This is a genomic window from Cupriavidus sp. GW823-FHT07B10 (assembly GCF_058794355.1).
Genome location: NZ_JBXAGS010000016.1, coordinates 131,378 through 154,722 on the forward strand (window position 1 = coordinate 131,378; position 23,345 = coordinate 154,722).

General features: G+C 69.5%; 24 protein-coding genes and 1 pseudogene. 12 read left to right on the forward strand and 13 right to left on the reverse strand.

Translation table 11 applies throughout. The annotated features are described in order from the left end of the window. Window positions 1–47: 47 nt before the first annotated feature. The 6 genes from AC1Q6V_RS26700 to AC1Q6V_RS26725 are packed head-to-tail and all read right to left on the reverse strand — an operon-like array spanning window position 48 to window position 7,407. Window positions 48–896, reverse strand: a complete 849-nt coding sequence (locus AC1Q6V_RS26700) for a polysaccharide deacetylase family protein (RefSeq protein WP_058696462.1) — start codon at window positions 894–896, stop codon at window positions 48–50. Then, entirely contained in the window at window positions 893–3,292 is a 2,400-nt protein-coding gene (locus AC1Q6V_RS26705) for an MMPL family transporter (RefSeq protein WP_136227915.1), read from the reverse strand. The genes AC1Q6V_RS26700 and AC1Q6V_RS26705 overlap by 4 nt, the downstream gene beginning before the upstream one ends. A 20-nt stretch (window positions 3,293–3,312) precedes the next feature. Next, window positions 3,313–3,912, reverse strand: coding sequence for a LolA-related protein (locus AC1Q6V_RS26710; RefSeq protein ID WP_454750908.1), 600 nt, complete (start codon window positions 3,910–3,912; stop codon window positions 3,313–3,315). 24 nt (window positions 3,913–3,936) lie between these two features. Continuing rightward, window positions 3,937–4,911 carry a lysophospholipid acyltransferase family protein gene (locus AC1Q6V_RS26715; protein ID WP_011617386.1) on the reverse strand — a complete coding sequence of 325 codons (975 nt, stop codon included), beginning with the start codon at window positions 4,909–4,911 and terminating at the stop codon, window positions 3,937–3,939. After that, window positions 4,905–6,623, reverse strand: coding sequence for an AMP-binding protein (locus AC1Q6V_RS26720; protein ID WP_454750907.1), 1,719 nt, complete (start codon window positions 6,621–6,623; stop codon window positions 4,905–4,907). The genes AC1Q6V_RS26715 and AC1Q6V_RS26720 overlap by 7 nt, the downstream gene beginning before the upstream one ends. Window positions 6,624–6,672: 49 nt before the next feature. Continuing rightward, complete coding sequence (locus AC1Q6V_RS26725; protein WP_041688134.1) at window positions 6,673–7,407, reverse strand: COG4648 family protein; 735 nt, start codon at window positions 7,405–7,407, stop codon at window positions 6,673–6,675. Between the two features lie 267 nt (window positions 7,408–7,674). On the opposite strand from AC1Q6V_RS26725, the gene AC1Q6V_RS26730 reads away from it, so the two are divergent. Together AC1Q6V_RS26730 and AC1Q6V_RS26735 are read left to right on the forward strand one after the other, a co-directional pair. Then, window positions 7,675–7,935, forward strand: coding sequence for a phosphopantetheine-binding protein (locus tag AC1Q6V_RS26730; protein WP_041688132.1), 261 nt, complete (start codon window positions 7,675–7,677; stop codon window positions 7,933–7,935). Window positions 7,936–7,989: 54 nt separating this feature from the next. Beyond that, window positions 7,990–8,844 (forward strand): glycosyltransferase family 2 protein, encoded by an 855-nt coding sequence (locus AC1Q6V_RS26735; RefSeq protein WP_454750906.1) that lies wholly within the window; start codon window positions 7,990–7,992, stop codon window positions 8,842–8,844. A 71-nt stretch (window positions 8,845–8,915) separates the two neighbouring features. On the opposite strand, the gene AC1Q6V_RS26740 is transcribed toward AC1Q6V_RS26735, so the two are convergent. Then, on the reverse strand, window positions 8,916–9,092 hold the full coding sequence (locus tag AC1Q6V_RS26740; RefSeq protein ID WP_010810161.1) for a glycine zipper 2TM domain-containing protein: 177 nt from the start codon (window positions 9,090–9,092) through the stop codon (window positions 8,916–8,918). A gap of 143 nt (window positions 9,093–9,235) precedes the next feature. Continuing rightward, window positions 9,236–10,183: an NAD(P)-dependent oxidoreductase gene (locus AC1Q6V_RS26745; protein WP_256333578.1), complete on the reverse strand. Its 948-nt coding sequence runs from the start codon at window positions 10,181–10,183 to the stop codon at window positions 9,236–9,238. Window positions 10,184–10,414: 231 nt separating this feature from the next. On the opposite strand from AC1Q6V_RS26745, the gene AC1Q6V_RS26750 reads away from it, so the two are divergent. The 3 genes from AC1Q6V_RS26750 to AC1Q6V_RS26760 all read left to right on the forward strand — a co-directional run bounded on the left by AC1Q6V_RS26750 (window position 10,415) and on the right by AC1Q6V_RS26760 (window position 12,348). Continuing rightward, window positions 10,415–10,666 carry a helix-turn-helix domain-containing protein gene (locus AC1Q6V_RS26750; RefSeq protein WP_011617379.1) on the forward strand — a complete coding sequence of 84 codons (252 nt, stop codon included), beginning with the start codon at window positions 10,415–10,417 and terminating at the stop codon, window positions 10,664–10,666. A gap of 2 nt (window positions 10,667–10,668) precedes the next feature. Further along, window positions 10,669–12,024, forward strand: a complete 1,356-nt coding sequence (locus AC1Q6V_RS26755; protein ID WP_454750905.1) for a type II toxin-antitoxin system HipA family toxin — start codon at window positions 10,669–10,671, stop codon at window positions 12,022–12,024. Between the two features lie 153 nt (window positions 12,025–12,177). Continuing rightward, window positions 12,178–12,348, forward strand: a complete 171-nt coding sequence (locus AC1Q6V_RS26760) for a hypothetical protein (protein WP_010810157.1) — start codon at window positions 12,178–12,180, stop codon at window positions 12,346–12,348. Window positions 12,349–12,479: 131 nt separating this feature from the next. Here AC1Q6V_RS26760 and AC1Q6V_RS26765 read toward each other — a convergent pair whose 3' ends face one another. Continuing rightward, complete coding sequence (locus tag AC1Q6V_RS26765) at window positions 12,480–13,415, reverse strand: LysR family transcriptional regulator (protein WP_011617376.1); 936 nt, start codon at window positions 13,413–13,415, stop codon at window positions 12,480–12,482. Window positions 13,416–13,602: 187 nt separating this feature from the next. On the opposite strand from AC1Q6V_RS26765, the gene AC1Q6V_RS26770 reads away from it, so the two are divergent. Together AC1Q6V_RS26770 and AC1Q6V_RS26775 are read left to right on the forward strand one after the other, a co-directional pair. Continuing rightward, complete coding sequence (locus AC1Q6V_RS26770; RefSeq protein ID WP_010810155.1) at window positions 13,603–14,571, forward strand: 3-hydroxyacyl-CoA dehydrogenase family protein; 969 nt, start codon at window positions 13,603–13,605, stop codon at window positions 14,569–14,571. Then, on the forward strand, window positions 14,568–15,449 hold the full coding sequence (locus tag AC1Q6V_RS26775) for a beta-keto acid cleavage family enzyme (RefSeq protein ID WP_439669169.1): 882 nt from the start codon (window positions 14,568–14,570) through the stop codon (window positions 15,447–15,449). The genes AC1Q6V_RS26770 and AC1Q6V_RS26775 overlap by 4 nt, the downstream gene beginning before the upstream one ends. Before the next feature lie 22 nt (window positions 15,450–15,471). On the opposite strand, the gene AC1Q6V_RS26780 is transcribed toward AC1Q6V_RS26775, so the two are convergent. Further along, the gene (locus AC1Q6V_RS26780; RefSeq protein WP_010810153.1) at window positions 15,472–15,705 is read right to left on the reverse strand and encodes a hypothetical protein; all 234 of its coding nucleotides are present in this window, start codon (window positions 15,703–15,705) and stop codon (window positions 15,472–15,474) included. Window positions 15,706–15,978: 273 nt separating this feature from the next. Between AC1Q6V_RS26780 and AC1Q6V_RS26785 the strand changes: the two genes are divergently transcribed. Continuing rightward, a complete protein-coding gene (locus AC1Q6V_RS26785) occupies window positions 15,979–16,299 on the forward strand; it encodes an H-NS family nucleoid-associated regulatory protein (protein ID WP_010810152.1) in 321 nt (106 codons plus the stop codon). 114 nt (window positions 16,300–16,413) lie between these two features. Here AC1Q6V_RS26785 and AC1Q6V_RS26790 read toward each other — a convergent pair whose 3' ends face one another. After that, the gene (locus tag AC1Q6V_RS26790; protein ID WP_454750904.1) at window positions 16,414–16,857 is read right to left on the reverse strand and encodes a hypothetical protein; all 444 of its coding nucleotides are present in this window, start codon (window positions 16,855–16,857) and stop codon (window positions 16,414–16,416) included. 199 nt (window positions 16,858–17,056) lie between these two features. Between AC1Q6V_RS26790 and AC1Q6V_RS26795 the strand changes: the two genes are divergently transcribed. From AC1Q6V_RS26795 to AC1Q6V_RS26810, 4 genes are all read left to right on the forward strand, one after another. Continuing rightward, entirely contained in the window at window positions 17,057–17,746 is a 690-nt protein-coding gene (locus AC1Q6V_RS26795; protein WP_010810150.1) for a heavy metal response regulator transcription factor, read from the forward strand. Beyond that, the gene (locus AC1Q6V_RS26800) at window positions 17,743–19,200 is read left to right on the forward strand and encodes a heavy metal sensor histidine kinase (protein ID WP_439671921.1); all 1,458 of its coding nucleotides are present in this window, start codon (window positions 17,743–17,745) and stop codon (window positions 19,198–19,200) included. The genes AC1Q6V_RS26795 and AC1Q6V_RS26800 overlap by 4 nt, the downstream gene beginning before the upstream one ends. Before the next feature lie 102 nt (window positions 19,201–19,302). Then, window positions 19,303–19,713, forward strand: a complete 411-nt coding sequence (locus tag AC1Q6V_RS26805; RefSeq protein ID WP_010810148.1) for a VOC family protein — start codon at window positions 19,303–19,305, stop codon at window positions 19,711–19,713. Between the two features lie 104 nt (window positions 19,714–19,817). Beyond that, entirely contained in the window at window positions 19,818–22,187 is a 2,370-nt protein-coding gene (locus tag AC1Q6V_RS26810; protein WP_439671920.1) for a heavy metal translocating P-type ATPase, read from the forward strand. A gap of 29 nt (window positions 22,188–22,216) precedes the next feature. Here the strand turns inward: AC1Q6V_RS26810 and AC1Q6V_RS26815 are convergent, their stop codons facing one another. Beyond that, entirely contained in the window at window positions 22,217–23,113 is an 897-nt protein-coding gene (locus AC1Q6V_RS26815; protein WP_011617369.1) for a polysaccharide deacetylase family protein, read from the reverse strand. Between the two features lie 13 nt (window positions 23,114–23,126). Further along, a pseudogene (locus tag AC1Q6V_RS26820) lies at window positions 23,127–23,345 on the reverse strand (bifunctional UDP-4-keto-pentose/UDP-xylose synthase); the annotation flags it as partial.

Consider the following 23,345-nt stretch of genomic DNA (forward strand, 5'->3'; position numbering starts at 1 on the left):
GAAGGTATCTCGGAAGGCTGTGCCAATTGTAACAAGCCGCCGCTCACTCAGGCTGTCGGCACGGCCGCGCGCAGCGTGACGCAGCGCAGGCCGGCGCGTTCAATGGCAGCGAGCAGGCCCGGCAGCACGGTGGTGCAATGTGCATTGCCGGCGGCATCGGTGCCGGGATTGCCGTCGTGCAGCAGCAGGATGTCGCGCCCGGCGAGCTTGCCGGTGAGGCGCTGCGCCACGCGCCCCGCGTGGTCGCCGCAGCGGGTATCGAAGCCGCGCCGGGTCCAGGCCGCAAGCTGAAGCCCGAGCCGGCACAGCACCGGCTCAAGGAAGGGATTGCGCAGCCCCGCGGGCGCGCGGAAGAAGCGCGGCGCCTGGCCGGTGAGGTCGGTCAGCACCTGCTGCGCGGCACCGATGTCGCGCAGCATGCGCCCGGGACCGAACACCGAGAAGTGCAGCCGGTGGTACATGCTGTGGTTCTCCACGGCGTGGCCGCGGCCGACGATCTCGCGCACCAGTTCCGGATGCGCCGCGGCGCGCGCGCCGACGCAGAAGAAGGTCGCGCGCGCGCCGTGCTGATCCAGCATGTCGAGCACGCGCGGCGTCAACGCCGGGTTGGGGCCGTCGTCGAATGTCAGTGCCACGCAATCATCGGCAGAGGGCGGCAGGCGCAGCACGTTGGGGCCAAGCCAGTGGCTGCGCGGCCACAGGCCGGCGGCGCACATTGCCGCATGGGCGGCACCAACGCCGGCCAGCGCCATGCCCATGGCCTCAGGGTGCGCCAGCATTGCGCCGGCGGCACCCAGGTGCACGGCGGCGGCGCCGTAAAGCAGCGGGGTGGGGCGCCAGGGGCGGCTGTAAGAGGTGCCGCGCAAGGCTACGCGCGGTGCGGGATACGAATTCATGTTGCACTCTTGGCTGTGTCTGGCGCCGCGGGGCGCGCCAGGATCGCCGAAAACCACAGGGCCAGCACGGCCCCTGGACCTACTGTCAGGCCGAAGGCCTTGAGCAGCGGCAGGCTCGACAGCGCCAGCAGGCCGAAGGCGGCCACCGTGGTCAGGTTGGCCAGCAGCAGCGACACCAGCGTATGCGGTGAAGCGCCCGCCACCTGGCTGCCTGCAGCGGGGCCGTTGAAGAATAGCGCGTAATTGGAGCCCACGGCCATCAGCAGCAGCAGGCCCACCAGGTGCAGCAGCGTCAGCGGCTGGCCGAGCGCTGCCAGCCCGCCCAGCACCACCAGCGCCGCCGCGGCCAGCGGCAGCACCGTGGCCACGACGCGCCGTGCCGAGCGCAGCGCCACGGCCAGCAGCACGATGATCGCCAGCAGGCCGGCCAGCGACAGCAGCAAGGCCTCGCGCAGGTAGCCGGTGTAGAGGCGGTCGGATTCGCCCTTGAGGTCGACGAACAGCGTGTCGGGAACGCCGGCCCGCGCCACCGCGGCCCGCACCGCGCCGGTGTCGACGCCGTCGGCCGCGCCGGTGCTTTGTTGGGCCGGTGCGCGCAGCGGCAGCGTGGCGCTCCAGCGCCCGTCGCGCTGCGCCAGCAACGCATCGACAGCCAGCGCCATGGAGGTGCCGCGCAAGTCCTCGCGCCGCAGCAGCGCACCGGTGCGCGCGGCCTCGGCCTGCGCCAGGAAAGGCGCGAACAGTGACGCGCGCACCGGCTGCGTGGCGATGGCGGCGCCCAGGCGCTGCGCCAGCTCGTCGGGCGGCGGCAGGCTGGCCTGGCGCTCGCGCTGGGTCGCCGCGCTGGGCAGGTAGCGCGCCGGGCTCTCGTAGCCGCCGATGAAATTCTGTGCCACCAGCGGGTCCAGTTCACGGGCCACGCGCTCCGCGCCCTGCAGCACGGATTCCTGGTCCGGCCCGGACAGCACCACCAGGTAGCGCACGTCGGGCGCGCCAAGATCCTCGCGCAACCTGGTATCGAGGGCCTGGTCGCTGGCCGACACCGGGCTCAGCGCCTGCAGCTCGCGGCCCCACAGCGTGCCGCGGTGCATGGCCAGCACCGTGGCGGCTGCCACCACCAGCACGAGCACCAGCCAGCGCAGCCGGTGCGCGCGCGCCGCCAGCCACTGCAGCCGGCGGCCCAGCGGCGCCACGTCGCGCAGGTGCAGCGTGGCCGGTACCAGCTGCGGCAGCACGAAGCGCGTCACCAGCGCCGCGGTCGCCAGCCCGGCAATCGAATACAGCCCCAGCTGCGCCAGCCCCGGAAAGCCCGACAGCAGCAGCGAGGCAAAGCCGCAGACCGAGGTCAGCACGCCCAGGCGCACCGTCGGCCAGAAGCCGCCCAGCCAGGCGCGCTCGTCGCGCCGGCCGTCGCGCGTGTACTGCGCGGACTGCACGAACAGGTAGATCGAATAGTCGACCGCCTCGCCGATCAGCGTGGTGCCGAAGCCCAGCGTCAGTCCGTGCACCGAGCCGCCGAAGCCCAGGCTGACCGCGGCAATGCCCGCCAGCGCGCCGCTCAGTACCGGCACCAGCCCCAGCACCAGCAGCGGCACCGAGCGGTAGACCAGCAGCAGCAGCGTGACGATGATGGCCACGCCGATGGTCGACAGGCGCTCCACGTCATGGCGGATGGTGTCGCGTGCATTGACGGAGAACACGCCCGGCCCGGTCATCGCCAGCTGGTACTTGCCAGCGATCGCAGCCTTGGCAAACGCCTCGCGCACGGCCCCGATGGCTTGTGCCTGCGCATCCGTGTCAGACCCCGCGGCGGCGGTCTGCGCCAGCAGCACCGCGCGCTTGCCGTCGCGCGACGCCCAGGCGCCGGCGTGCATGGGCACGCGCTGCCCGGCATCCAGCTGTGCCAGCATCGCGGCCACTTCGCCGGTGGGATCACGCGGCAGCAGCGACTTGGTGAAGAGCCCGGCGGACGAGGCCAGCAGCTCGAACGATTCATTCAGCGCCTGCGCCAGGCCGCGTTCACTGAAGCGCTCGGGCGTGACCGCGGGGCTGAGCAGGTAGCGGTGCGCAAACACGTATTGGCGGTCTGCATCCTGGTTGACCGGCTCGCCGTTCTGGATCGCCGTGAAGCGCGGGTCGCCGCGCAGCTGTGCCGCCATGGCACGCGACACCGCGGCGCGGCCATCGGCATCGCCGCCTTCGATCCCGACCAGGACCAGGCGCGATACCAGCCCGTCGCGCAGCTGGTTCACCAGCAATTGCTGCTCGGCGCTGGGCAGGCGCGGCAGGAAGGCCGAGAGGTCGGCCGTGAAGGTGGTGCGGCTGATCACAGCCGCGCAGGCGAGCATGGCGAAGATCCACAGTGCCAGCGCAAGCCGGCGCATCGCTGGGCGCATCGTTGCGGGCGGCGCTGCGCTCATGGGCGGCCGGCAGGTCGGATCTTCATCACCGAGCGGTCGCCGTCGGCCTGCCGGATCTCGACGCGGTCAAGCGCATCCAGGCTGCCGTCGATGCGCACCTGGCTGACCACCGCGGCCATGCGCGAGTCCGCCGGAGTCAGTGTCAGCGTCCAGCGGCTGGCACGGCCTTCCAGGCCGAGCTTGTAGTAGCGCTCAAGCGTCTGGCGGTTGCCTGCCAGCGTGCCGCGGATGCTTTCGATAAAGGCAGCCAGCTCGGGGTAGTTCTGCAGCGGCATGGTGTAGCGCTTGCCGTCGCGCTCGACCGTCAGCATGTCGCCGTCGAGCACCATGTTCTCGGCCTTGGGCGACAGTGTGCGCTTCTCCAGGTGGTCGGGCGCCGTGAACAGCAGCTCGCCGGACGACTGCACCGGCTTGTCGACTATCGCCAGGTACTTGGTCTCGGTGAACAGCACGCGCCCAGACTTGCGCTGCGCCAGGGTGGACATCAGCTGGTCGACGCCAAATGTGGCGGCGCCGGACGGCGTGGCCAGCGCAAGCATGGCGCCGGCCAGCAGCATCGACAGCAGGAAGCGGAAAGGGTGTCTGGAAAGGGGCATCAGGGGCTGCTCAGGGCTCGCGGGTCATGGCTCGTTGCCCGGCGGCGGCTGTTCAGACAGCGGCGGGCCGGCGTGCCAGAAATCGTAGAAGTTGAACCAGTTGTACGGGGCGCTGCGGCAGAATTGTTCCAGCAGGCGCACGTATTCGGCCAGCGCGGTTTGCACGGCTGCCTCGCGCTGGCCGCGTGCGGTTTCGGTGAAGTCGGCCAGCGGCACGAAGTGCACATCGTAGCGGTTGCCGCCGCGGTACAGGCCGGTGATGAAGAACACCGGCCGGCGCAGCATCGCCGCCATGCGCAGCGGGCCGGTCGGAAGGCCGGTCGGCGTGCCGAGGAAGCTGCACTGCTGCACCGGGTCGGTGGCGCGTTGCGACAGCGTGCGGTCGGCCAGCATGCCGATCATGTAGCCGCGGTCAAGGTAGTCGCGCACCCGCAGCATGGTGTCGAAGCGGCCCAGCGCGATCACGTCCTGGCGCATCGCCGGGTTGATCGACGTCAGCACGTCATTGAGCTTGTGCGCGTTTTCCTCGTACATGGTGATCGCGACTTCCATGTCCGGGTGCCGCCGCCCGAGCGCGCGCACCACCTCGAAGCTGCCCAGGTGCGCACCCAGCAGGATTGCGCCGCGGCCGCGCGCCATCGCGGCTTCCAGCTGCTCCTCTCCGTGCAGGCGGATATCGAACAGGTCGAAGCGGCCGTTGAGCAGGTAGATGCGGTCATGGATGGTCGAGGCGAAGGTGAACACATGCCGGTAGCCATCGATCCAGTTGGCATCGCGCCCGAGGGCGCGGCCCATGTAGGCGCGCGAGGCATGGCGTGCCGCCGGCGCGAACAGCATGAAGTACGCCGCAATCCCCCGCAGCACCACGCGCCCGACGGGGCGGCCGAGTGCCAGCGAGATCCACGTCATGACGCGCAGCAGCGTGATGCTGCCGCGCTCCTGGCGGCGCGACCATTCGGATTCCAGCGGCGGCTGCCGCCTCCACAGCCAGCTCAGCATGCCGATGCCCCCGCTTGCGTCGCGGCACCGCGCACCTGCAGCGTGCCGCTGGCGACATCGCGTCCGGCGCTGCGCAGCGTGAAGCGGATACTCACGCCGCCATCGGCCGCCGCGTCGGCCTGGTGGAGGATCTCAACGCGCTCGCCCGGGGTCACCGGGCTCAGGAACTTGATGGTGCCGGCCTCGGTGACGGCAAGGCGGCGGCCCATTGCAATGCCGAGTGCCAGCACCGCGTGGTCCAGCAGTACCACCCCCGGCACGATCGGATGGCCGGGAAAGTGGCCGGCGATGGCCGGGTGATCGGCGTCGATGACAAAGCCGGGCCTTGCCGCGCTATCGCCGTGGTGCGCCCCGGCAAGCCTTGCGACCAGCGCCGCCAGGGCCTCGCGCGGCAGCTTGCCGGCCGCATTGCGCGGCAGGCTGTCGGCAAAGAGCAGCGGGCGTGGCAGGAAGGCCGGGTCGATGCGCGCGCGCAGTGCCTGCTGCAGCTGCGCCGGGGCGACGCCTGGCGCCACTGCCACGGCCACCAGCCGCACCACGTGGCCATGCGTGTCGCCTTCGTGCGCATCATCGGGCATGAAGAACGCGCCGTCGCGCACGCCGTCGATGGCCGTGAGCTGGTGGTTCAGGTAAGCCAGCGAGGTGCGCTTGCCGGCGATATTCAGCATGTCGGCCTTGCGGCCATGGAGCAGGAAGTGGCCGGCATCCAGCGGCGCGATGGCGTCGCCCAGCGGCACCGGCTGCTCGATATGGCCGCCTTCGGCCCAGGTCTCGGCGCCGCCGGCGCCCTGGCGTGCCTGCAGCCGCACGCCCGGCACCAGTGTCCAGGCATCAGCCTGCGCGGTGCGGCGCGTGGCGATCTGGCCGGTCTCGGTGCTACCGTAGATCTCGCACAGCGGAGCGCCGAACAGGGTCTCGGTCTCGCCCGCCAGCTGGCGGCCAAGCGGGGCGGTCGCGCACAGCACCAGGTCTGCCGGCGGCATTGCCATGCCCGACTGCACCAGCGTGCGCAGGTGCACGGGCGAGCTGACCAGTGCACGCGGGGCCGGCACCGAGGCGAGGGCATCGTGCACGTCGGCGGGATAGAAGGCCGGGGCCGCCACCAGGGCCGCGCGGCCCTGCAGCACCAGCATGACCGTGGCCTCCAGCCCGAACATATGCTGCGGCGGCACCGTGCCCACCACGGTCCAGGCACGCCCGTCCAGCAGGCCGAGCCGCTGTGCCGCGGCCTGCGCGCACCGGGCCATCGCGCCCCAGGTCTTGCGGTGCGGCACCGGCGTGCCGGTCGAGCCTGACGTGAACACGTACGCCATGACCTGGGTCGCGGCAATCCGCGGGATCTCGACCGGCCCGTCCGTGGCCGCGCCGCGCAGGCCGTCGTGATAGTGGAACGCCGGCATGGCGAATGCCGCGTCAGGCTGGTCGTGCAGGCAGAAGGCGTCCGGGGCAAAGTCGGCCAGCTGGCGCACCATCTCCGGCGTATGCGATGGCGGCAGCAGGGTGGCCTTGCCCGCCAGCAGCGCGGCGCACAGGCCGACGGTGAAGCGGTAGCGGTCGGTGCAGGCGTTGAATACGTGCCCGCCTGCGGGCAGCGCATCGGCCAGGCTGGACGCATCTGCCAGGAACTGGCGCACGCTGACAGGCGGCCGTCCGTGCGCCCAGGCGATGATGTCTTCGGGCGAGGCATGCGCGACGATCGGGAGCATGGTCATGGAGCTGAGCCTGTGCCTGTTGCCAGTGTAGGGGTCGGTTTGCGGCGCGTCAGCGCGGCAAACCGGGCCGGTCCGCACGGGCAGCCATGACTGCGCGATAGCCATGCACCGCGTCCAGCAGGCCGCCGTGGGCCATGCCCGGGAAGGCAACGCGGCGGCACACGGCTTCGCCCACGAACATCAGCGCGATCAGCAGCGGCGTGGCCAGGTTGGCGAAGCTGGACCAGGTCGCCACCGGCGCGAGCACGAACAGCAGCGTCGATACACCTACCATCGCGGCAAAGAACAGCGTCCAGGCCTGGGTCACGCGCAGCGTGTAGCGCAGGTGCGCGGGGGGCAGCTGGCCATGGATTGCCGTCGCGATCTGCGTGCACAGTGGCGTGCGGCCGGGACGCAGGCTCAGCGCGAACATCACGCCCAGCGCGGCATTGATGCCGGCGTGCTGCAGGAAATAGGTCCAGCCGAAATGCGCGGCCAACGGCATGCGCCAGATCCACAGGGCGGCGCAGGCGGCCAGCAAGGCGGCCATTGCGGGCAGGCGCCCCCAGGTGCGGAGGCAGGCAAGGAAGCCGATCAGCAGGAACGGCGCCGCCCCGAGCCACAGCGCGGCGACTTCGGCACCTGGCTGGTGTGCCGCATGGTGCAGGGCGGATTCGTAGGCGACAAAGGCGGCCACCGCTGCAATCCAGCCATGGCGCCGGCCTGCCGGTACTGCATCCTGCCGTACAGGCGTGGCCGGCGCGGCGGGCGTGGAGGGGCGGTCGAATTGCTGGCTCGATGGCATCTGCGAGGGTATATTGTGTGTAGCGTAAGTCGCTTGGTGCACGGCGTTGCCGGAAATGGCGCCGCATGGTGCGCGAAGCGAACGCTTTATACCCCAAAAGACCGGCCCGACGTGGTGATGATTCCCAAAAGGCCTGCCTTTGTTGTTACTAAACTTCTCTCAACTGGCTGGGATTTGCCCCTTTTGATAGCATCGGTTGCCCTGCCATGCGGCCTGGACAACCTTGCCCGGACCCATGCCGCAGCGGCATTCCAGCCACCTAGCGACATGACCGAACTCGAAACCGAACTTGCCCGCCTGATCATCGACGAACTCGAAATTGCCGAGCTACGGCTGGAGGACATCAGCGCCGCCACGCCGCTCTATGGCGAAGGCTTCGGGCTGGATTCCATCGATATCCTCGAGATCGCACTGCTGGTGTCGCGCAAGTACGGGGTCGAACTGCGTTCGGACAACCCCGACAACAAGACCATCTTCGCCTCGCTGGGCAGCCTGGCCAACTATCTGGCGGAACACCGTACGCGCTAGTTCGGCAGCCGCACCCAACCTTCCCCCTTTCCAAAGCCAGGATCGGAGCACGACATGCCGCAGCAAGCCATGCCCGGGCCCGCACTGGTAGCCGGCGGCAGCGCCTGCCCGATGGGTGACGCCGAGCCGTCCGCCACGCACCTGGTGCTGATCCCCAGCTATAACCCCGGCGTGCGCCTGCATGAGGTGCTGCGCGCGGCGCGCGCCGCCTGGACACCGGTCTGGGTGGTCGTGGACGGCAGCACCGATGGCAGCGACCAGTGGCTGCTGGCGCAGGCAGCCACCGATCCCGGGCTGCGCGTCCTGGTGCTGCCGCACAACCAGGGCAAGGGCACCGCGGTGCTGCATGGCATCGATTCCGCCGCCGCGGCCGGTTTCACGCATGTGCTGGTGATGGATTCGGACGGGCAGCATCCCGCGCACCTGATTGCGCAATTCATGGCGATATCACAGCGCAACCCGGGCGCCATGGTGCTGGGCCGGCCCGTCTTCGACGCCAGCGCGCCGCGCGAGCGGGTCTACTGGCGGCGCATGTCCAACTTCTGGGCGGATGTCGAGACGCTATGGGCGGGCATCGGGGATTCCCTGTACGGCTTTCGCGTCTACCCGATCGCGCCGCTGCGCGCCGTCATGCGCGAGAGCCGCTGGATGCGTCGCTTCGACTTCGACCCGGAAGTGGCGGTGCGGCTGTGCTGGCGCGGCGTGCGCCCCATCAATGCCGACGCCCCGGTGCGCTACTTCGGCCAGCGCGAGGGTGGGGTGTCGCACTTCCGCTATCTGCGCGACAACCTGCTGCTGACCGGCATGCACCTGCGGCTGCTGGCCGGCTTCGTGCTGCGGCTGCCTGTCCTGGTGTGGCAACGGCTGCGGCGGGCGGCCGGCGACGCGTCGTGCCGGCCAAAAGCCTGAACCCGCAAAAGAAGCAGAAAGGCCGCGCGAAGCGGCCTTTCTGCTTGTTGGGCCCAGGGGCCAGGGTTTGCTTACTTGCCCAGTTCGTGACCAATCACGCCGCCCACCACGGCACCGCCGATGGTCCCGGCGGCGCTGCCGTCAGTCAGCTCGTGTCCGGCCACGCCGCCGGCCACCGCGCCCGCCGCCGTACAGCCGGCCAGCGCCATGCTTGCGCTTACCAGTAGTGCACCTGCGAGTTTCCACATGATGGTCTCCTGCATCGTTGGCGGGCCAGTTGCAGGCAACCGGCCCCATGTGTCCAGCTTAGGCCCATGCCGGGCAGGGGCCTCTCCGAGACACGCCGATTGCGCTGTAGGAATCGGACGACGCAGGTGGCGCAGCGGTGGCGTCAGGCGTCGCCGGCGTGCTGGCGCAGGCGCTTGATCAGCGAAGAAGTGTCGGCGCGGCCGCAGCCCATCTGCTGCAGGTCGGCATAGAACTGGTCGACCAGCGCCGTCACCGGCAGGCCGGCGCCGTTGCGGCGCGCCTCGTCCAGGCACAGGCCCAGGTCCTTGCGCATCCAGTCCACCGCGAAGCCGAAGTCGAACTTGTTGTCGATCATGGTGGGGCCGCGGTTCTCGAGCTGCCATGAGCCGGCCGCGCCCTTGCTGATGACGTCCAGCACCAGGCGCATGTCCAGCCCGGCGCGCTCGCCAAAGGCGATGGCCTCGGACAGGCCCTGGATCAGCCCGGCGATGCTGATCTGGTTGACCATCTTGGCCAGTTGCCCGGCGCCGGATTCGCCGATGCGCGTGACGGCGCGTGCGTAGGCGGCAATGACCGGTTCGGCGCGCGCATAGGCGTCGGCATCGCCGCCGCACATGATGGTCAGGATGCCTTTCTCCGCGCCGACTTCGCCGCCGGAGACCGGGCCGTCGACAAAGTGCAGGCCGTGCTCGCGCGCGGCGGCGTGGAGTTCGCGCGCCACGTTGGCGCTGGCGGTGGTGTGGTCCACGAAAATGCAGCCGCTGGGCGCGCTGAAGAAGGCGCCGTCATGCCCGGTCAGCACCGCGCGCAGGTCGTCGTCATTGCCCACGCAGGAGCAGACCACCTGCGCATCGCGCACGGCCTGTGCCGGCGTGGGAGCCGCTTTGCCGCCGAACTTCCCGACCCAGGCCTGCGCCTTGGCGGCGGTGCGGTTGTACACGGTGACCTCGTGCCCCTTGGTGGCGAGGTGGCCGGCCATGTGGAAACCCATGACGCCCAGTCCGAGAAATGCGACACGCATGCTGCTGCTCCGTTGCTTGTATGTTTGGGATCGGTGAGGCGCGGCCCCGTTTGCGTGATGCCACGCCAGGGTCCTCCGCCGGCGGGACGGCTGGGCCGCCTCCGGCCCCAGAGTATACGGGGGCGCCGGGGCGGGGGACAGATACAGAGCCCGGCACGATGCTGCGCTACAGAATGCGGCTTCGGGCACATATAGTCATGACATCGTTAAATAAAAAATACCTATGAGATAGGTATTTGAAAAATACCCATGTTGTCGCTAAAATAGAAATACCTATCATATTGGTATTCCATCGGCGCGATGAAGCAAATCGTCTCCACTCCCTGGCAGCTTGGCCAGATCCTGCAGGCAGCGCGCAAGGCGGCCGGCCTGAACCAGACCGAGGCCGCCGCGCGGCTGAATATCAGCCAGAGCCGGATGTCGCACATGGAGCTGAACCCCGACACCATCAGCGTCGACCAGTTGCTGGCGCTGGTCGGCGCGCTCGGGCTGGAATTGGTGGTTCAGGACCGGGCCACGGGGGCCGCCGAGGTGTCCGACGTGGCGTGGTAATCATGGCGGCACGCAGGTCACGTACGCCGGCGCTGTCGGTCTGGGCCAACGGGCAGCGCGTGGGCACCTGGCGCCAGCCGTCCGGTACCGGGATGGAACTGGAATACGACGAGGACTGGATCCGCTCTGAAGCCGGGCGGCCCCTGTCTCTGTCGCTCGGGTATGGCCTGGGCAACCGGCGCGTGGTGCGTGGGGATGCCGTGCGCAACTACTTCGACAACCTGTTGCCGGACAGCGAGGCCATCCGGCGCCGGTTGGCGCTGCGCTTCCAGACCGGCTCGGTGGAAGCCTTCGAGCTGCTCGCCGCCATCGGCCGCGATTGCGTGGGCGCGGTGCAGATCCTGGGCGAAGACGAAGCGCCTGCGGGCATCGACCGGATCGAAGGCGAACCGCTATCGGACGAGCAGATCGAGCGCTGGCTGGAGGATATCGTCGCCACGCCCGCGCTTGGGCGGCATGAGCACGACGACGACTTCCGCATCTCCATCGCCGGCGCGCAGGAGAAGACTGCGCTGCTGCGTCATGACGGCCAATGGCTGCGGCCGCATGGCGCCACCCCGACCACACATATTTTCAAGCTGCCACTGGGCCTGGTGGGAAACCGCAGGGCCGACCTGAGCACGTCGGTGGAAAACGAATGGCTGTGCCTGAAGATCCTTGCCGCCTATGGCTTGCCGGTGGCCGATTGCGAGATGCTGACGTTCGGCCGCCGCAAGGTGCTGAGCGTCACGCGTTTCGACCGCCAGCCTCATCCGTCAGGCAATTGGCTGCTGCGGCTGCTGCAGGAAGATTTCTGCCAGGTGTTCGGCCACAGCCCGCTGCAGAAATACGAGGCCGATGGCGGGCCCGGCATGATCGAGATCGCCACGGTGCTGCGCAACTCAGTGGCCCAGGCCGATGATCTGCAGACGCTGCTGGCCGCGCAGTTGCTGTTCTGGCTGCTGGCGGCACCGGACGGGCACGCCAAGAACTTCAGCATCCGCCTGCTGGCCGGCGGGCGCTACCGCATGACGCCGCTGTACGACGTGATGTCGATCTGGCCGGTGGTGGGCCAGGGCGCCAACCAGTTCTCCTGGCACAAGGCCAAGCTGGCCATGGCGGTCGCCGGCCGCAGCCGGCACTACGGCCTGCGCGATATCCAGCGCCGCCATTTCAATGCGATGGCACCGCGCTGTTTCCTGGGTGCCGATGCCGAGGCGCTGATCGGGCGCATCATCGCGCGGACCCCGGCGGTGATCGCCGAGGTCGGCGCAGCACTGCCCGCGGGTTTTCCGCAGAAGATGGCGGACACGATACTGGAGGGTCTGCGGGCATCGGTGCAGCGGCTGGCAGAGATGCCGGCGCAGGTGGAGGGGTGAGCCCCGGAGAGGCTTTGCCGCCGGAGCTGACCGCCGCGCACAACACCACAAGGTCAGAACCCGCCTACGCCAGCTTCCGCCCTTGTCCTATCCCTTGCGCCTCGCGCCCTGCCTACATTGAAGCCAGGTTGCACCACCGCAAGGAGCCGACTCATGTCATTCGCGTTATACATTATCGGCCTGTTGGTCCTGGTTGCCGGCGTTGCCTGGGGCATGGAAACCGCTGGCCTCGCGCCCGTGTATATCGGTATTGCCTGCCTGATCGTGCTTGGCATCGGCATCATGGCGGCGGTCTCGCGTACCCGTACAAAGGATCCCTCCTGAGGGTTGCGGGCCTGGCGCCGTGCCGGGCCCGCCCTTGTTTTTCGTGACGCCGCGCAGCGGCGGGCGCACCAGGTTGGCTTGGAACCAGGCCGGCGTCGCCTGCGCGCCATGGCCAGCCAGCATCTACTAGTTCATCGGGCCGTCGTGTCCACCGTATCCTGGACGGGCGGACTCGCCAGCTGCGCGCGCACCGCCGCCGCCAGTTCGGCAGCCGCCGGCGACAGGCTGCGGTTGCGCGAGGTCACCAGCCCGATCGAGCGCTCGGTCACCGGCGCCGTCAGCAGGCGCTCGACAATGCCGGGCTGGCGCACCGTGCCGGCCGCGATCTCTGGCAGCGCGGCCACGCCGAAGCCGCATTCGACCATGGCCGCGATGGTGGCCAGGCGCTCGGCCTCGAATACCGGCTGGAAGCGGATGCGGTTCTGCAGGAAGGCCCATTCCGCGTACTGGCGCACGCTGCTCGGGTGCGTCATCGACACATGGGGCGCGCTGGCGGTATCGGCCCAGCGCAGCGGCCCGGGGCTGCGCGCGAGCGGGTGCGCCGACGGGATCAGCAGCACGAAGCGGTCCGACAGCAGCGGCTCATACTGCAGGTCAGCCTGTTGCGGATCGGCCGCGGTCAGCGCGAAATCCACGTCGCCGGCGCGCACCAGGTCGAAGGCCGGGCCGGAGAGGGTATCGAATACCTTCAGCGCCACTTCCGGGCGCGCCTGGTGGTAGGCCATCAGCACGCGCGGCAGCATGCGCGCCGCCAGCGAGGGCAGCGCCGCCACCGCCACCTGGCCGCGCTCGGCGCTGGCAATGCCGGTCACGGCGTCGATGGCGCCGCGGAACGCCGCCTGCAGCAGCGCGGCCTGCTGCATGAAGACCTGGCCGGCCGCGGTCAGGCGCACGTTGCGGGTGGTGCGGTCGAACAGGCGCACGCCGAGGGATTCCTCGATGCGCAGGATCTGCGTGGACAGGGCGGATTGCGACACGTGCAGCTGGCTGGCGGCCTGGCGGAAGTTGAGCGTGCGGCCAAGCACCAGCGTGGTTTCGATGTCGCGCATCGACAGGTTGATTTTCATCTGCGGCAGCGGGCCGGCGGCGTCCGCCGGCCGAATCACACGATTGATCTGATTTGTGGATCATTCTATCCATAGAATCGACTTCTTCAATCAAAGCAAGTTCTCTACACTGCCGGGATTCGTTGCCCCGCCATCAGGATTTGTAGCGATGGCGAGTGCGCGCCACGTCGCATCCCTGGGAGAACCTATGCCGAACCCGACCGCACCGGTCATCCTGAGCCGCCCCGGCGCCGCGCATGCGGTGGTGGTGGGCGGCGGCACCATGGGCGCCGATGTTGCCGTGGTGCTGACCCGCGCGCTGTGCCGTACCACCGTGGTCGAGCCCGATGCCGGCCGCGCCGGCGCCATGCCCGGGCGCGTGCGCGGCAACCTGGCCGCGATCGGCCGTGAACAAGGCGCGGAGCGCCTGGCGGTGGCCGCGACGCTGGATGCGGTGGACTGGTCCACCGTGGACCTGGTGATCGAGTGCATCCCGGAACAGCTGGACCTGAAGCAGGCACTCTTTGCCGAGCTGGTGCGGCGCGCGCGGCCCGATACGGTGCTGGCCAGCAACAGCTCCAGCTTCCCGATCAGCGCCATCGGCGCGGGACTCGACTCGCGTGCGCGCATGCTCGGCCTGCACTTCTTCATGCCGGCGCACCTGGTGCCGCTGGTGGAAGTGGTGATGGGCGATGACAGCGACGAGGCCTGTGCCGACGCGCTGATCGCCTTCATGCGCCGCTGCGCGATGGTGCCGGTCAAGGTGCGCAAGGACCTGCCGGGCTTTCTTGCCAACCGGCTGCAGCATGCGCTGTCGCGCGAGGCATTCAGCCTGATCGACCGCGGCATTGCCTCGCCCGAGGATGTCGATGCGGCGGTGCGCTTCGGCTTTGGCTTTCGCTTCCTGGCGGCCGGGCCGGTGCTGCAGCGTGACCACGCGGGCATCGACGTGCACGCGGCCGCCGGCGCCACCATGTACCCGACCTTCTGCAACGACGACCATCCGGCGCGCTGCCTGTCCGAGCGCGCCGCCGACGGCCGCCACGGCATGAAGCGCGGCGAAGGCTTCTACCAGTGGACCCCCGAAACCATTGCCGCCGAGCGCGCACGCTATGACAGCCTGCTGCGCGCCGGCCTGGCGCTGATCGCGCCTGAACTGCCCGAGATCGAGCCATGACCCGGACCCCTTCCCAAGCCCCCGTAGCCGCGGCCCGCGTGCCGCTGGCCGATGCGCCGCTGATCGTCACCGTGGCGCCCAACGGCGCCTACAAGCGCGCCAGCGACCATCCGGCGGTGCCGCTGACCGCCGCCGCACTGGCCGCTGAAGCGCGCGCCTGCCTGGATGCCGGCGCGGCCATGATGCACATGCATGTGCGCGATGCCGAAGGCCGCCACTCGCTCGACGTGCAGGCCTACCGCGACGCGCTGGCCGCGGTGAAGCAGGCCGTGGGCGAAGCGTTGCTGGTGCAGGTGACGAGCGAGGCCGCGGGCGTCTACCAGGCCGCGGAGCAGATGGCGATGGTGCGTGAGCTGCGGCCCGAAGCCGTTTCGGTGGGCCTGCGCGAAGTCGCCGTGCCGGACATCCCGGACAGCGAACTGGCGGCGTTCTTCGCCTGGCTGGCGCGTGAGCGCGTGATGACGCAGGTGATCCTGTATGACGTGGCCGATGTGCGGCGCTGGCAGTCGATGCGCGAGCGCGGCATGGTGCCGCCGGGCGCATGGTCGGTGCTGTACGTGCTGGGGCGCTATGCCGCCGGGCAGGTGTCGTCGCCGCACGACCTGCTGCCGTTCCTGCAGGCCGCGGGCGAGTCCGGCGACGCGTTGCCGTGGGCGATCTGCGCCTTCGGCCGCGAAGAGAATGCCTGCGTGACCGCGGCCGCCGCATTTGGCGGCCATGTGCGGGTGGGATTCGAGAACAACCTGCTGCTGCGCGACGGCAGCCGCGCACCCGGCAACCATGCGCTGGTGGCGCAGGCGGTGCAAGGCGGCCTGACGCTGGGCCGGCCGATTGCCGACGCCGCCGATGCGCGCCGCATCTACGGCGAGGTGCGCTGAGGCGCTGCCCGGCCGGCTACCGTCACGCGCCGTCGCTGAAGCTGTCGCGCGGGCCGTTGGGGTTATGCGCGCCGTCGGTAAAGGTGCTGCGCGGGCCCGTTGCGGCGTTCGCACCGTCCGTGAACGCGCTGCGGGTGCCGGTGGCGCTGTGCGCCCCGTCGCTGAACGGATCGGCACTGCGCGGTGCAGCCTGCGCAGTGCCGACCACGGCAGCAATAAGGGCGGTGGCCACAAAGACTTGCCTGAGTGCTTGCATGAGTCGCTTCTCCGTAAGGGTGCCGGCCCGAAATGGGCGGCGGTGAAGCAAGTCTAGACAGCGCGTGCCCACACGAGCATGACCGGCACATGACATTGCTGTCACTCGGCAGCGGACGAGCGCGGCAAGCGCACGGCAATTGGCCGCGCGCCCACGACGGAAACGCAGCAGCGCCGGGCAAAGGCTGTAGAATCACGGCTATCCGACCGGCCTGCGGTTCCATCGCCGGTTTTTCATTGCCCGCGGAAATGCAGCGGGCCTCTCACGAGAGTCATGTCCGAGTCTGATTCAGCCAAACTCGCTGCGGTGGCGTGGATCCGCGAGCAAATGGACCGTCATGCCCTGACGTTCGACGATCTTGTCGCCGCCGGGTGCTTTGATCATGTTGCCATCGACGCCGGGCCTGAGCCGGCGCCTGACGCCGCGCCAGCCGTGGCCCAGCTTATCCCGCAGGCCGCCCCCAAGGCTGCCGCTGCGCGCCCGCTATACCGCAATGCGCTCGGCCAGAGCTGGGACGGGCAGGGCGAGTATCCGGACTGGCTGCAGCGGGCCGTGAACGCCGGGCAGTCGATCGAATTCTTCCGCGTCGAATAAAACGCGCAGGCTAAGACGCGCAGGCGGGACAATCCGCCGCGCCTTGCCGGCGCCAGGGGGTATTCCGCAAAACGGAAGGGAAGCGATGCGGGCGCAGTGCCCGCTACGACGCGCTCAGCAGCGTGCGGGCAGCAGGCGTTCCAGCGGCTGGGTGCCGGTGAACCCCGCCGGCGTGGCCATTGGTGCCGCGTGCGCCCAATGCACCAGCACCTCCGCAGGCAGTTCGCGCAGCACGCCGGACGCGGCCGATGGCTGCGTCTCCAGCGGCGTGGCGCCGTGGTCGGTCGCCTGCGGCGCATCGGCATCGTGCAGCTGCAGCGGATGGCCGCTGCCGGAAGGCTCGGCCATCACCTGGACCGCGCTGCCGCGGCAGGTGCCCGGGCCGGTGCCGTCCAGTGCCGCTTCCGCCTCCATTTTTGCGGCCGCATGCCGTTCCGGCAGCGACAGCCCGGCTGCCTGTACCGCGCTGCATACCGTGGCCGTTGCCGCCGCAGCGCCGGAGACGGGCAGCGCAAGCATGGCGAGGGACAGCAGCAGGCAATTCGGCAGGCGTTTCATCGGCGGGGGGCGGGCAGAATGGGGAAAAGGGTGGCGCAAACCGGCACGACGCCGGTGATGATCGCGCATTTTACCGGGGTTTTCGCCTGCATTGCCCTGGCATGGCGATGACATTTGTGAAATCTTTGCCCATTGGCGTTCATCCTCGGCTAGCGTTACGCCATGGCGGCGCTGGTGCCGCCCGGAAAGTGATCGAATCATGCGTATCCTGATTGTCGAGGACGAACCCAAGGCGGGTGACTACCTGCACAAGGGCCTGACCGAATCCGGCTTCGTGGTGGACCTGGCGCGCGACGGCGCGGACGGCCTGGCCCATGCGCGCGAGCATCCCTATGACCTGATCGTGCTGGACGTGATGCTGCCCGGCCTGGATGGCTGGCAGGTGCTGCGCGAGCTGCGCCGCGAGCGCGATACCCCGGTGCTGTTCCTGACCGCGCGCGACGAGCTGTCCGACCGGCTCAAGGGGCTGGAGCTCGGCGCCGACGACTATATGGTCAAGCCCTTTGCCTTTGCCGAGCTGGTGCTGCGCATCCGCACCATCCTGCGGCGCGGCCCGCTGCGCGAGAGCGAGTTCATCGAAGTGGCCGACCTGCAGATCGACGCCATCCGCCGCCGCGTGGTGCGCGCCGGCCAGAAGATCGACCTGACCTCCAAGGAGTTCGCACTGCTGTACCTGCTCGCGCGCCGGCGCGGCGAGGTGCTGTCGCGCTCGCTGATCGCCTCGCAGGTGTGGGACGTCAACTTCGACAGCAATACCAATGTGGTCGATGTCTCGATCCGGCGCCTGCGCGCCAAGGTCGACGATCCCTTCCCGCATAAGCTGATCCACACGCGGCGCGGCATGGGCTACGTGCTGGACGACAGCGAGGACCGGGACCAGGACGCATGATGCGGCTGCCGTCTTCGCTTACCACGCGGCTGGCGCTGGCGTACGGGCTGGCCACGGCGGTGATTCTCGCCAGCGTGGCGGCCTACCTGTCCGGGGCGCTGTCGGCGCAGCTGGAGGGGCGCGATGAAAGCGAGCTGGTCGGCGAGGTGCTGCTGGTGCGCCACCTGCTGCGCGAGGTGCGCAGCGAGGCCGAGATACGCGCCGATACCCACCGTTTTGCCGATATTGCGATGGGCCACGAGGGGCTGATCCTGGTGGTGCGCTCACGCCAGGGCGAGCCGCTGGTCACGCTCAATCCGCGCAATGAATCGGTGCCGCCGCTGCGCGTGCTGCCCGCCACCACGCAGCCAGAGAAGAGCATGTTGCAGACCTGGTACCCCAAGAATGGCGTGCCCTCGCGCGGCATTGCGGCGTTGGGCCAGCTGGGGGATTCGGACAAGGCCGTGGAGATCGTGGTGCTGCGCGATGCCGGCTACCGCGTGGCGCTGATCCGCGACTACCGCCACCAGGTCCTGTGGGCCACGCTGTGCGGCGCTGCCGTGGCGGCGGGCCTGGGCTTCGTGCTGGCGCGGCGCGGGCTGCGGCCGTTGCGGCGCATGGCCGCCGATGCCGCCGCGGTCACCACCAGTCGCCTTGCCACGCGGCTTGACGTGGGCAGCGCGCCGGCCGAGCTGCGCGAGCTGGCGGCGGCCCTCAACGACATGCTGGCGCGGCTGCAGGACAGTTTCTCGCGGCTGTCCGAGTTCTCGGCGGACCTGGCGCATGATTTCCGCACGCCGATCAGCAACCTGATCGGCCAGACCCAGGTCACGCTGGCGCAGAGCCGCGGCGTGGCCGAGTATGAGGCGCTGCTCGAATCCAACCTGGAAGAGTACGAGCGCCTGGCGCGCATGATCGAGAACATGCTGTTCCTGGCGCGCGCCGACCATGCGCAGGTGGCGCTGGGCATCCGCACGCTGGACGCGCGCGAAGAACTGGACAAGATGGCCGAGTACTTCGAGGCCGTGGCCGCCGACCGCGAGGTCGCGCTGACGGTGACCGGTACGGCAATGGTGCAGGCCGACCAGACGCTGCTGCGCCGCGCGGTCACCAACCTGCTCGACAATGCGCTGCGCCATGCGCCGGCGGGCAGCGCGGTGCGGCTCGACGTGGAGCGCGCCCCGGCCCCGGTCAGCGGCACGGCCTGCATCCGCGTGACCAATGCCGGGCCGGCGATCCCGCCCGAGACCTTGCCGCATATCTTCGGGCGCTTCTACCGGGCCGATCCGTCGCGCCGCAACTCGGCGGCGTCGACCGGGCTGGGGCTGGCCATCGTCGACACCATCATGCGGCTGCATGGCGGCAGCGTGACGGTGCGCAGCGTTGAAGGCGAAACGATGTTCTCGCTGCAATTTCCCGCCGAGGCATTGGCCACTGCCGCGCCGCCCGCGCCGGCCCCCGCCGCGGTCTCCTGAATCCGGCTGGGCGCTTGCACCGGACCGGCACGCGCGCATAATGGCGCGCGGGCGAACAGCCAATGCCATGCAGCCCGATCGACCATTCACAAGGAGAGCGATATGCAGGTGCAACCCTATCTGGATTTTGGCGGCCGTTTCGATGAGGCCGTGGCCTTCTACGGCAAGGTGCTGGGCGCGCAGGTCACGTTCGCGATGCGCTACAAGGATGCCCCGCCTAGCCCCGGCATGGAGGTTCCCGATGACTGGAAGGACAAGGTGATGCACGCCAATATCCAGTTCGGCGAGAACCAGGTGATGGCGTCCGACGGCCGGCGCGGGGAGCGCCCGGCGTTCAGCGGCTTCAGCCTGTCGGTGGGGGCGGTCAGCAAGGACGAGGGCCAGCGCATCTTCGACGGCCTGAGCGAAGACGGCCAGGTGGTGGTGCCGTACCAGAAGACCTTCTGGGCCGAAGGCTTCGGCATGCTGGTGGACCGCTTCGGCATGTCCTGGATGGTCAACTGCGAGCACTGACGTGCCGCTGCGGCATGGTGCGCTGTCGCTGCCATGCCGCTTGACTCTGTAGTCGCTACAGGGTCTTCAATGTCATCAGGTTAAACCAGCGGGAACAACAAGATATGGCTCGCACGTCACCTGAGGACGCACTCCCTCAAGATCACGCTGCCCACGCGCATGATGGCGCCGCCCACCGGCATGTCGGGCATGATCACGACCATCACCACGACCACGATCATGACCATCATGGCCATGCCGAGGCCCGGCAGGCACCGGCGGCTTCCGCCTGCTGCGGCGGCGGCTGCTCGTCCACGGTTGCGCTGACGCCCGCCGCACCGGTCGACATCCCCGCCGGCGCGCAGACCGCTGCGTGGCGCATCGACGCGATGGACTGCCCGACCGAGGAAACGCTGATCCGCAACAAGCTGGGCGGCATGGCCGGCGTGGCGGCGCTGGAGTTCAACCTGATCCAGCGGGTGCTGACGGTGCATCACACCTTGCCGTCGGCGGAGCCGGTGGCCAGGGCGATCGAGAGCCTGGGCATGCAGCCGGTGCCGCTGAGCACCGAGGCCGCGCAGCAAGTCTTGCCGCAAACCACGGCAAGCAAGCCCTGGTGGCCGCTGGCGCTGGCCGGCGTGGCCGCCTTGGGTGCCGAAGCTGCGGAGTGGCTGGGCCTGGGCTTGCCGTGGCTGCCCGCCGTGCTGGCGCTGGCGGCGGTGGCGCTGGGCGGGCTGACCACCTACCGCAAGGGCTGGATCGCGCTGCGCAATGGCAACCTGAACATCAATGCGCTGATGAGCATTGCCGTCACCGGCGCACTGCTGTTGCGCCAGTGGCCGGAAGCGGCCATGGTGATGGTGCTGTTCGCACTGGCCGAGCGCATCGAGGCAGCCTCGCTGGACCGGGCGCGCAATGCGATCCGCGGCTTGATGGCGATGGCGCCGGAACAGGCCACGGTGCAGCGCGCCGATGGCAGCTGGGAGACCGTGCCTGCCGCCGGCGTCGCCGTGGGCGCGCTGGTGCGGCTGCGGCCGGGCGAGCGCGTCGCGCTCGACGGCAAGGTCGTGCGCGGCCAGTCGGCGCTGGACCAGGCGCCCATCACCGGCGAAAGCGTGCCGGTCGACAAGGCCGAGGGCGATGCGCTGTTCGCCGGCTCGATCAACCAGTCCGGCGAGCTGGAGTACACCGTGACGGCGCCCGCCAGCGATTCCACGCTGGCCCGCATCATCCACGCGGTCGAGGCTGCGCAGGGCAGCCGTGCGCCCACGCAGCGCTTTGTCGACCAGTTCGCGCGCATCTACACGCCCACGGTGTTCGCGATTGCGCTGGCGGTTGCGGTGGTGCCGCCGCTGGCCATGGGCGGCGCCTGGGTCGACTGGATCTACAAGGCGCTGGTGCTGCTGGTGATCGCCTGCCCCTGCGCGCTGGTAATCTCCACGCCGGTGACCATCGTCAGCGGGCTGGCCGCGGCCGCGCGCCGCGGCATCCTGGTCAAGGGCGGGGTGTACCTGGAGCAGGGCCGGCACCTGGCCTGGGTGGCGCTGGACAAGACCGGCACGATCACGCACGGCAAGCCCGCGCAGACCAACCATGCGCTGCTGGCCGAGGACGCGCCGCAGGCGCGCGCCATTGCCGCCAGCCTGGCGGCGCGCTCGGACCACCCGGTTTCACGCGCGGTGGCCACGGCGGCCGCGGCCGACGGGATCGGCACGCTGCCGGTGGACGACTTCGAGGCGCTGGCGGGGCGCGGCACGCGCGGCAAGGTGCAGGGCGTGGCGTACTGCCTGGGCAACCATCGCCTGGTGCATGAGATGGGCGCCTGCTCGCCGGCGCTGGAGGCGCGGCTCGAAGCGCTTGAGCGCGAGGGCAAGACCGTGGTGCTGCTGGCGCGCGTCGACGGCCACGGCGCCGCCACGGCGCTGGCGCTGTTCGCGGTGGCGGATACCGTGCGCGACACCAGCCGGCAGGCGATTGCCGAACTGCATGAACTGGGCGTCAGGACGCTGATGCTGTCGGGCGACAATCCACACACGGCGCAAGCCATTGCGGCGCAGGTCGGCATCGATGAGGCGCGCGGCAACCAGTTGCCGCAGGACAAGGCCGACGGCATCGCGGCGCTTGCCGGCGCCGCCCACGCGCGCGGCGGCCGCATCGGCATGGTGGGCGACGGCATCAACGACGCGCCGGCGCTGGCGCGTGCCGATATCGGCTTCGCCATGGGCGCAGCCGGCACCGACACCGCAATCGAGACCGCCGACGTGGCGCTGATGGACGATGACCTGCGCAAGATCCCGGCCTTTGTGCGCCTGTCGCGCCGCACCTCAGGCATCCTCACGCAGAACATCGCGCTGGCGCTCGGCATCAAGGCCGTGTTCCTGGTGCTGACGGTGCTGGGGATGGGGACGATGTGGATGGCGGTGTTCGCCGATATGGGCGCGAGCCTGCTGGTGGTGTTCAACGGGCTGCGCGTGGGGGCGGAGCGGCGCGGCTAGCGCTTGCCGGCAAACGAGAAGTCACGCGGTCAGCCCTGCGGCTGCACGATCAACTCCCCGCTGCGCCCCGGGATCTCTCCCCACGTTACCGGCAACTCCGGCAATCCCTGCCGATTCAGCCCGCGATACCACGTCGCCATCGACACCAGCTCGTGCCCCTGCGCACGCCATCCGGCCAGCAGCCGCTCGAACACCGGCGCCAGCTTGCCGCCTTCCAGCTCGGTATGCAGCGTGAAGACATGGTCGCGCGTGCCTTCGGTCAGCTTCAGCAGCGCGGTGTGGACGTTGTCTTCGGTCAGGTCGTCGGTGCCGATCAGTTCATCCAGCGTGGGCAGCGTGGTCGGCATCTGCACGTGCCGGCAGGGCACGCCGTCGATCGTCGGAACATAAGGCGCGGTGCCGCGTCCATCCGACGCGTACGCCATGCCCCAGTCATCGATCTGGCGGAACGCATCCTCGTTCATCTGCCAGCCGGCTGCGCCGTGCGTGGCCGGCGCTTCGCCGAAGATCTCGGTGTAGCGCGCGAACGCCTGCTGCATCTGCCGGCGCGTCCAGGCAGCATCGCGCTCGCGCACGTTGTCCTGCCAGTAGACGTGGTCCCAGGTGTGGATGCCACACTCATGGCCGGCAGCGCGCGCCGCGCGCATCTCGGCGGCGCCCTTGCGGCCGATGTCCGGCCCCGGCAGCAGCACGCCATACATCAGCGTGCGCAGGCCATAGTTGGACACCACCGAGGTGCGCGACACCTTCTTCAGGAAGCCGGGCCGGAATACGCGCCGCAGCGCCCAGCCGGTATGGTCGGGGCCGAGGCTGAACAGGAAGGTTGCCTGCGCTTGCGCAGCCGCCAGCATCGACAGCAGCTTCGGCACGCCTTCGCGCGTGCCGCGCAGCGTGTCGACGTCGACCTTCAGGGCAATGCGTGCCATTTGCGTTGCGCGCTCAGTTGGCCGAATCGACCAGCGTGCGGGCCTCGACCACCTTGCCGCGGTACGCCTCGAAGATGCGGCGCAGCGCCGCTTCCATGCTGATCCCGGGCTTCCAGCCCAGCTCTTCGATGGTGTTGTCGATCCTGGGCACGCGATGCTGCACGTCCTGGTAGCCCTTGCCGTAGAAGTCGCCCGAGGAGGTCTCGATGATCTGCGTCTTGCGCGCTTCCTC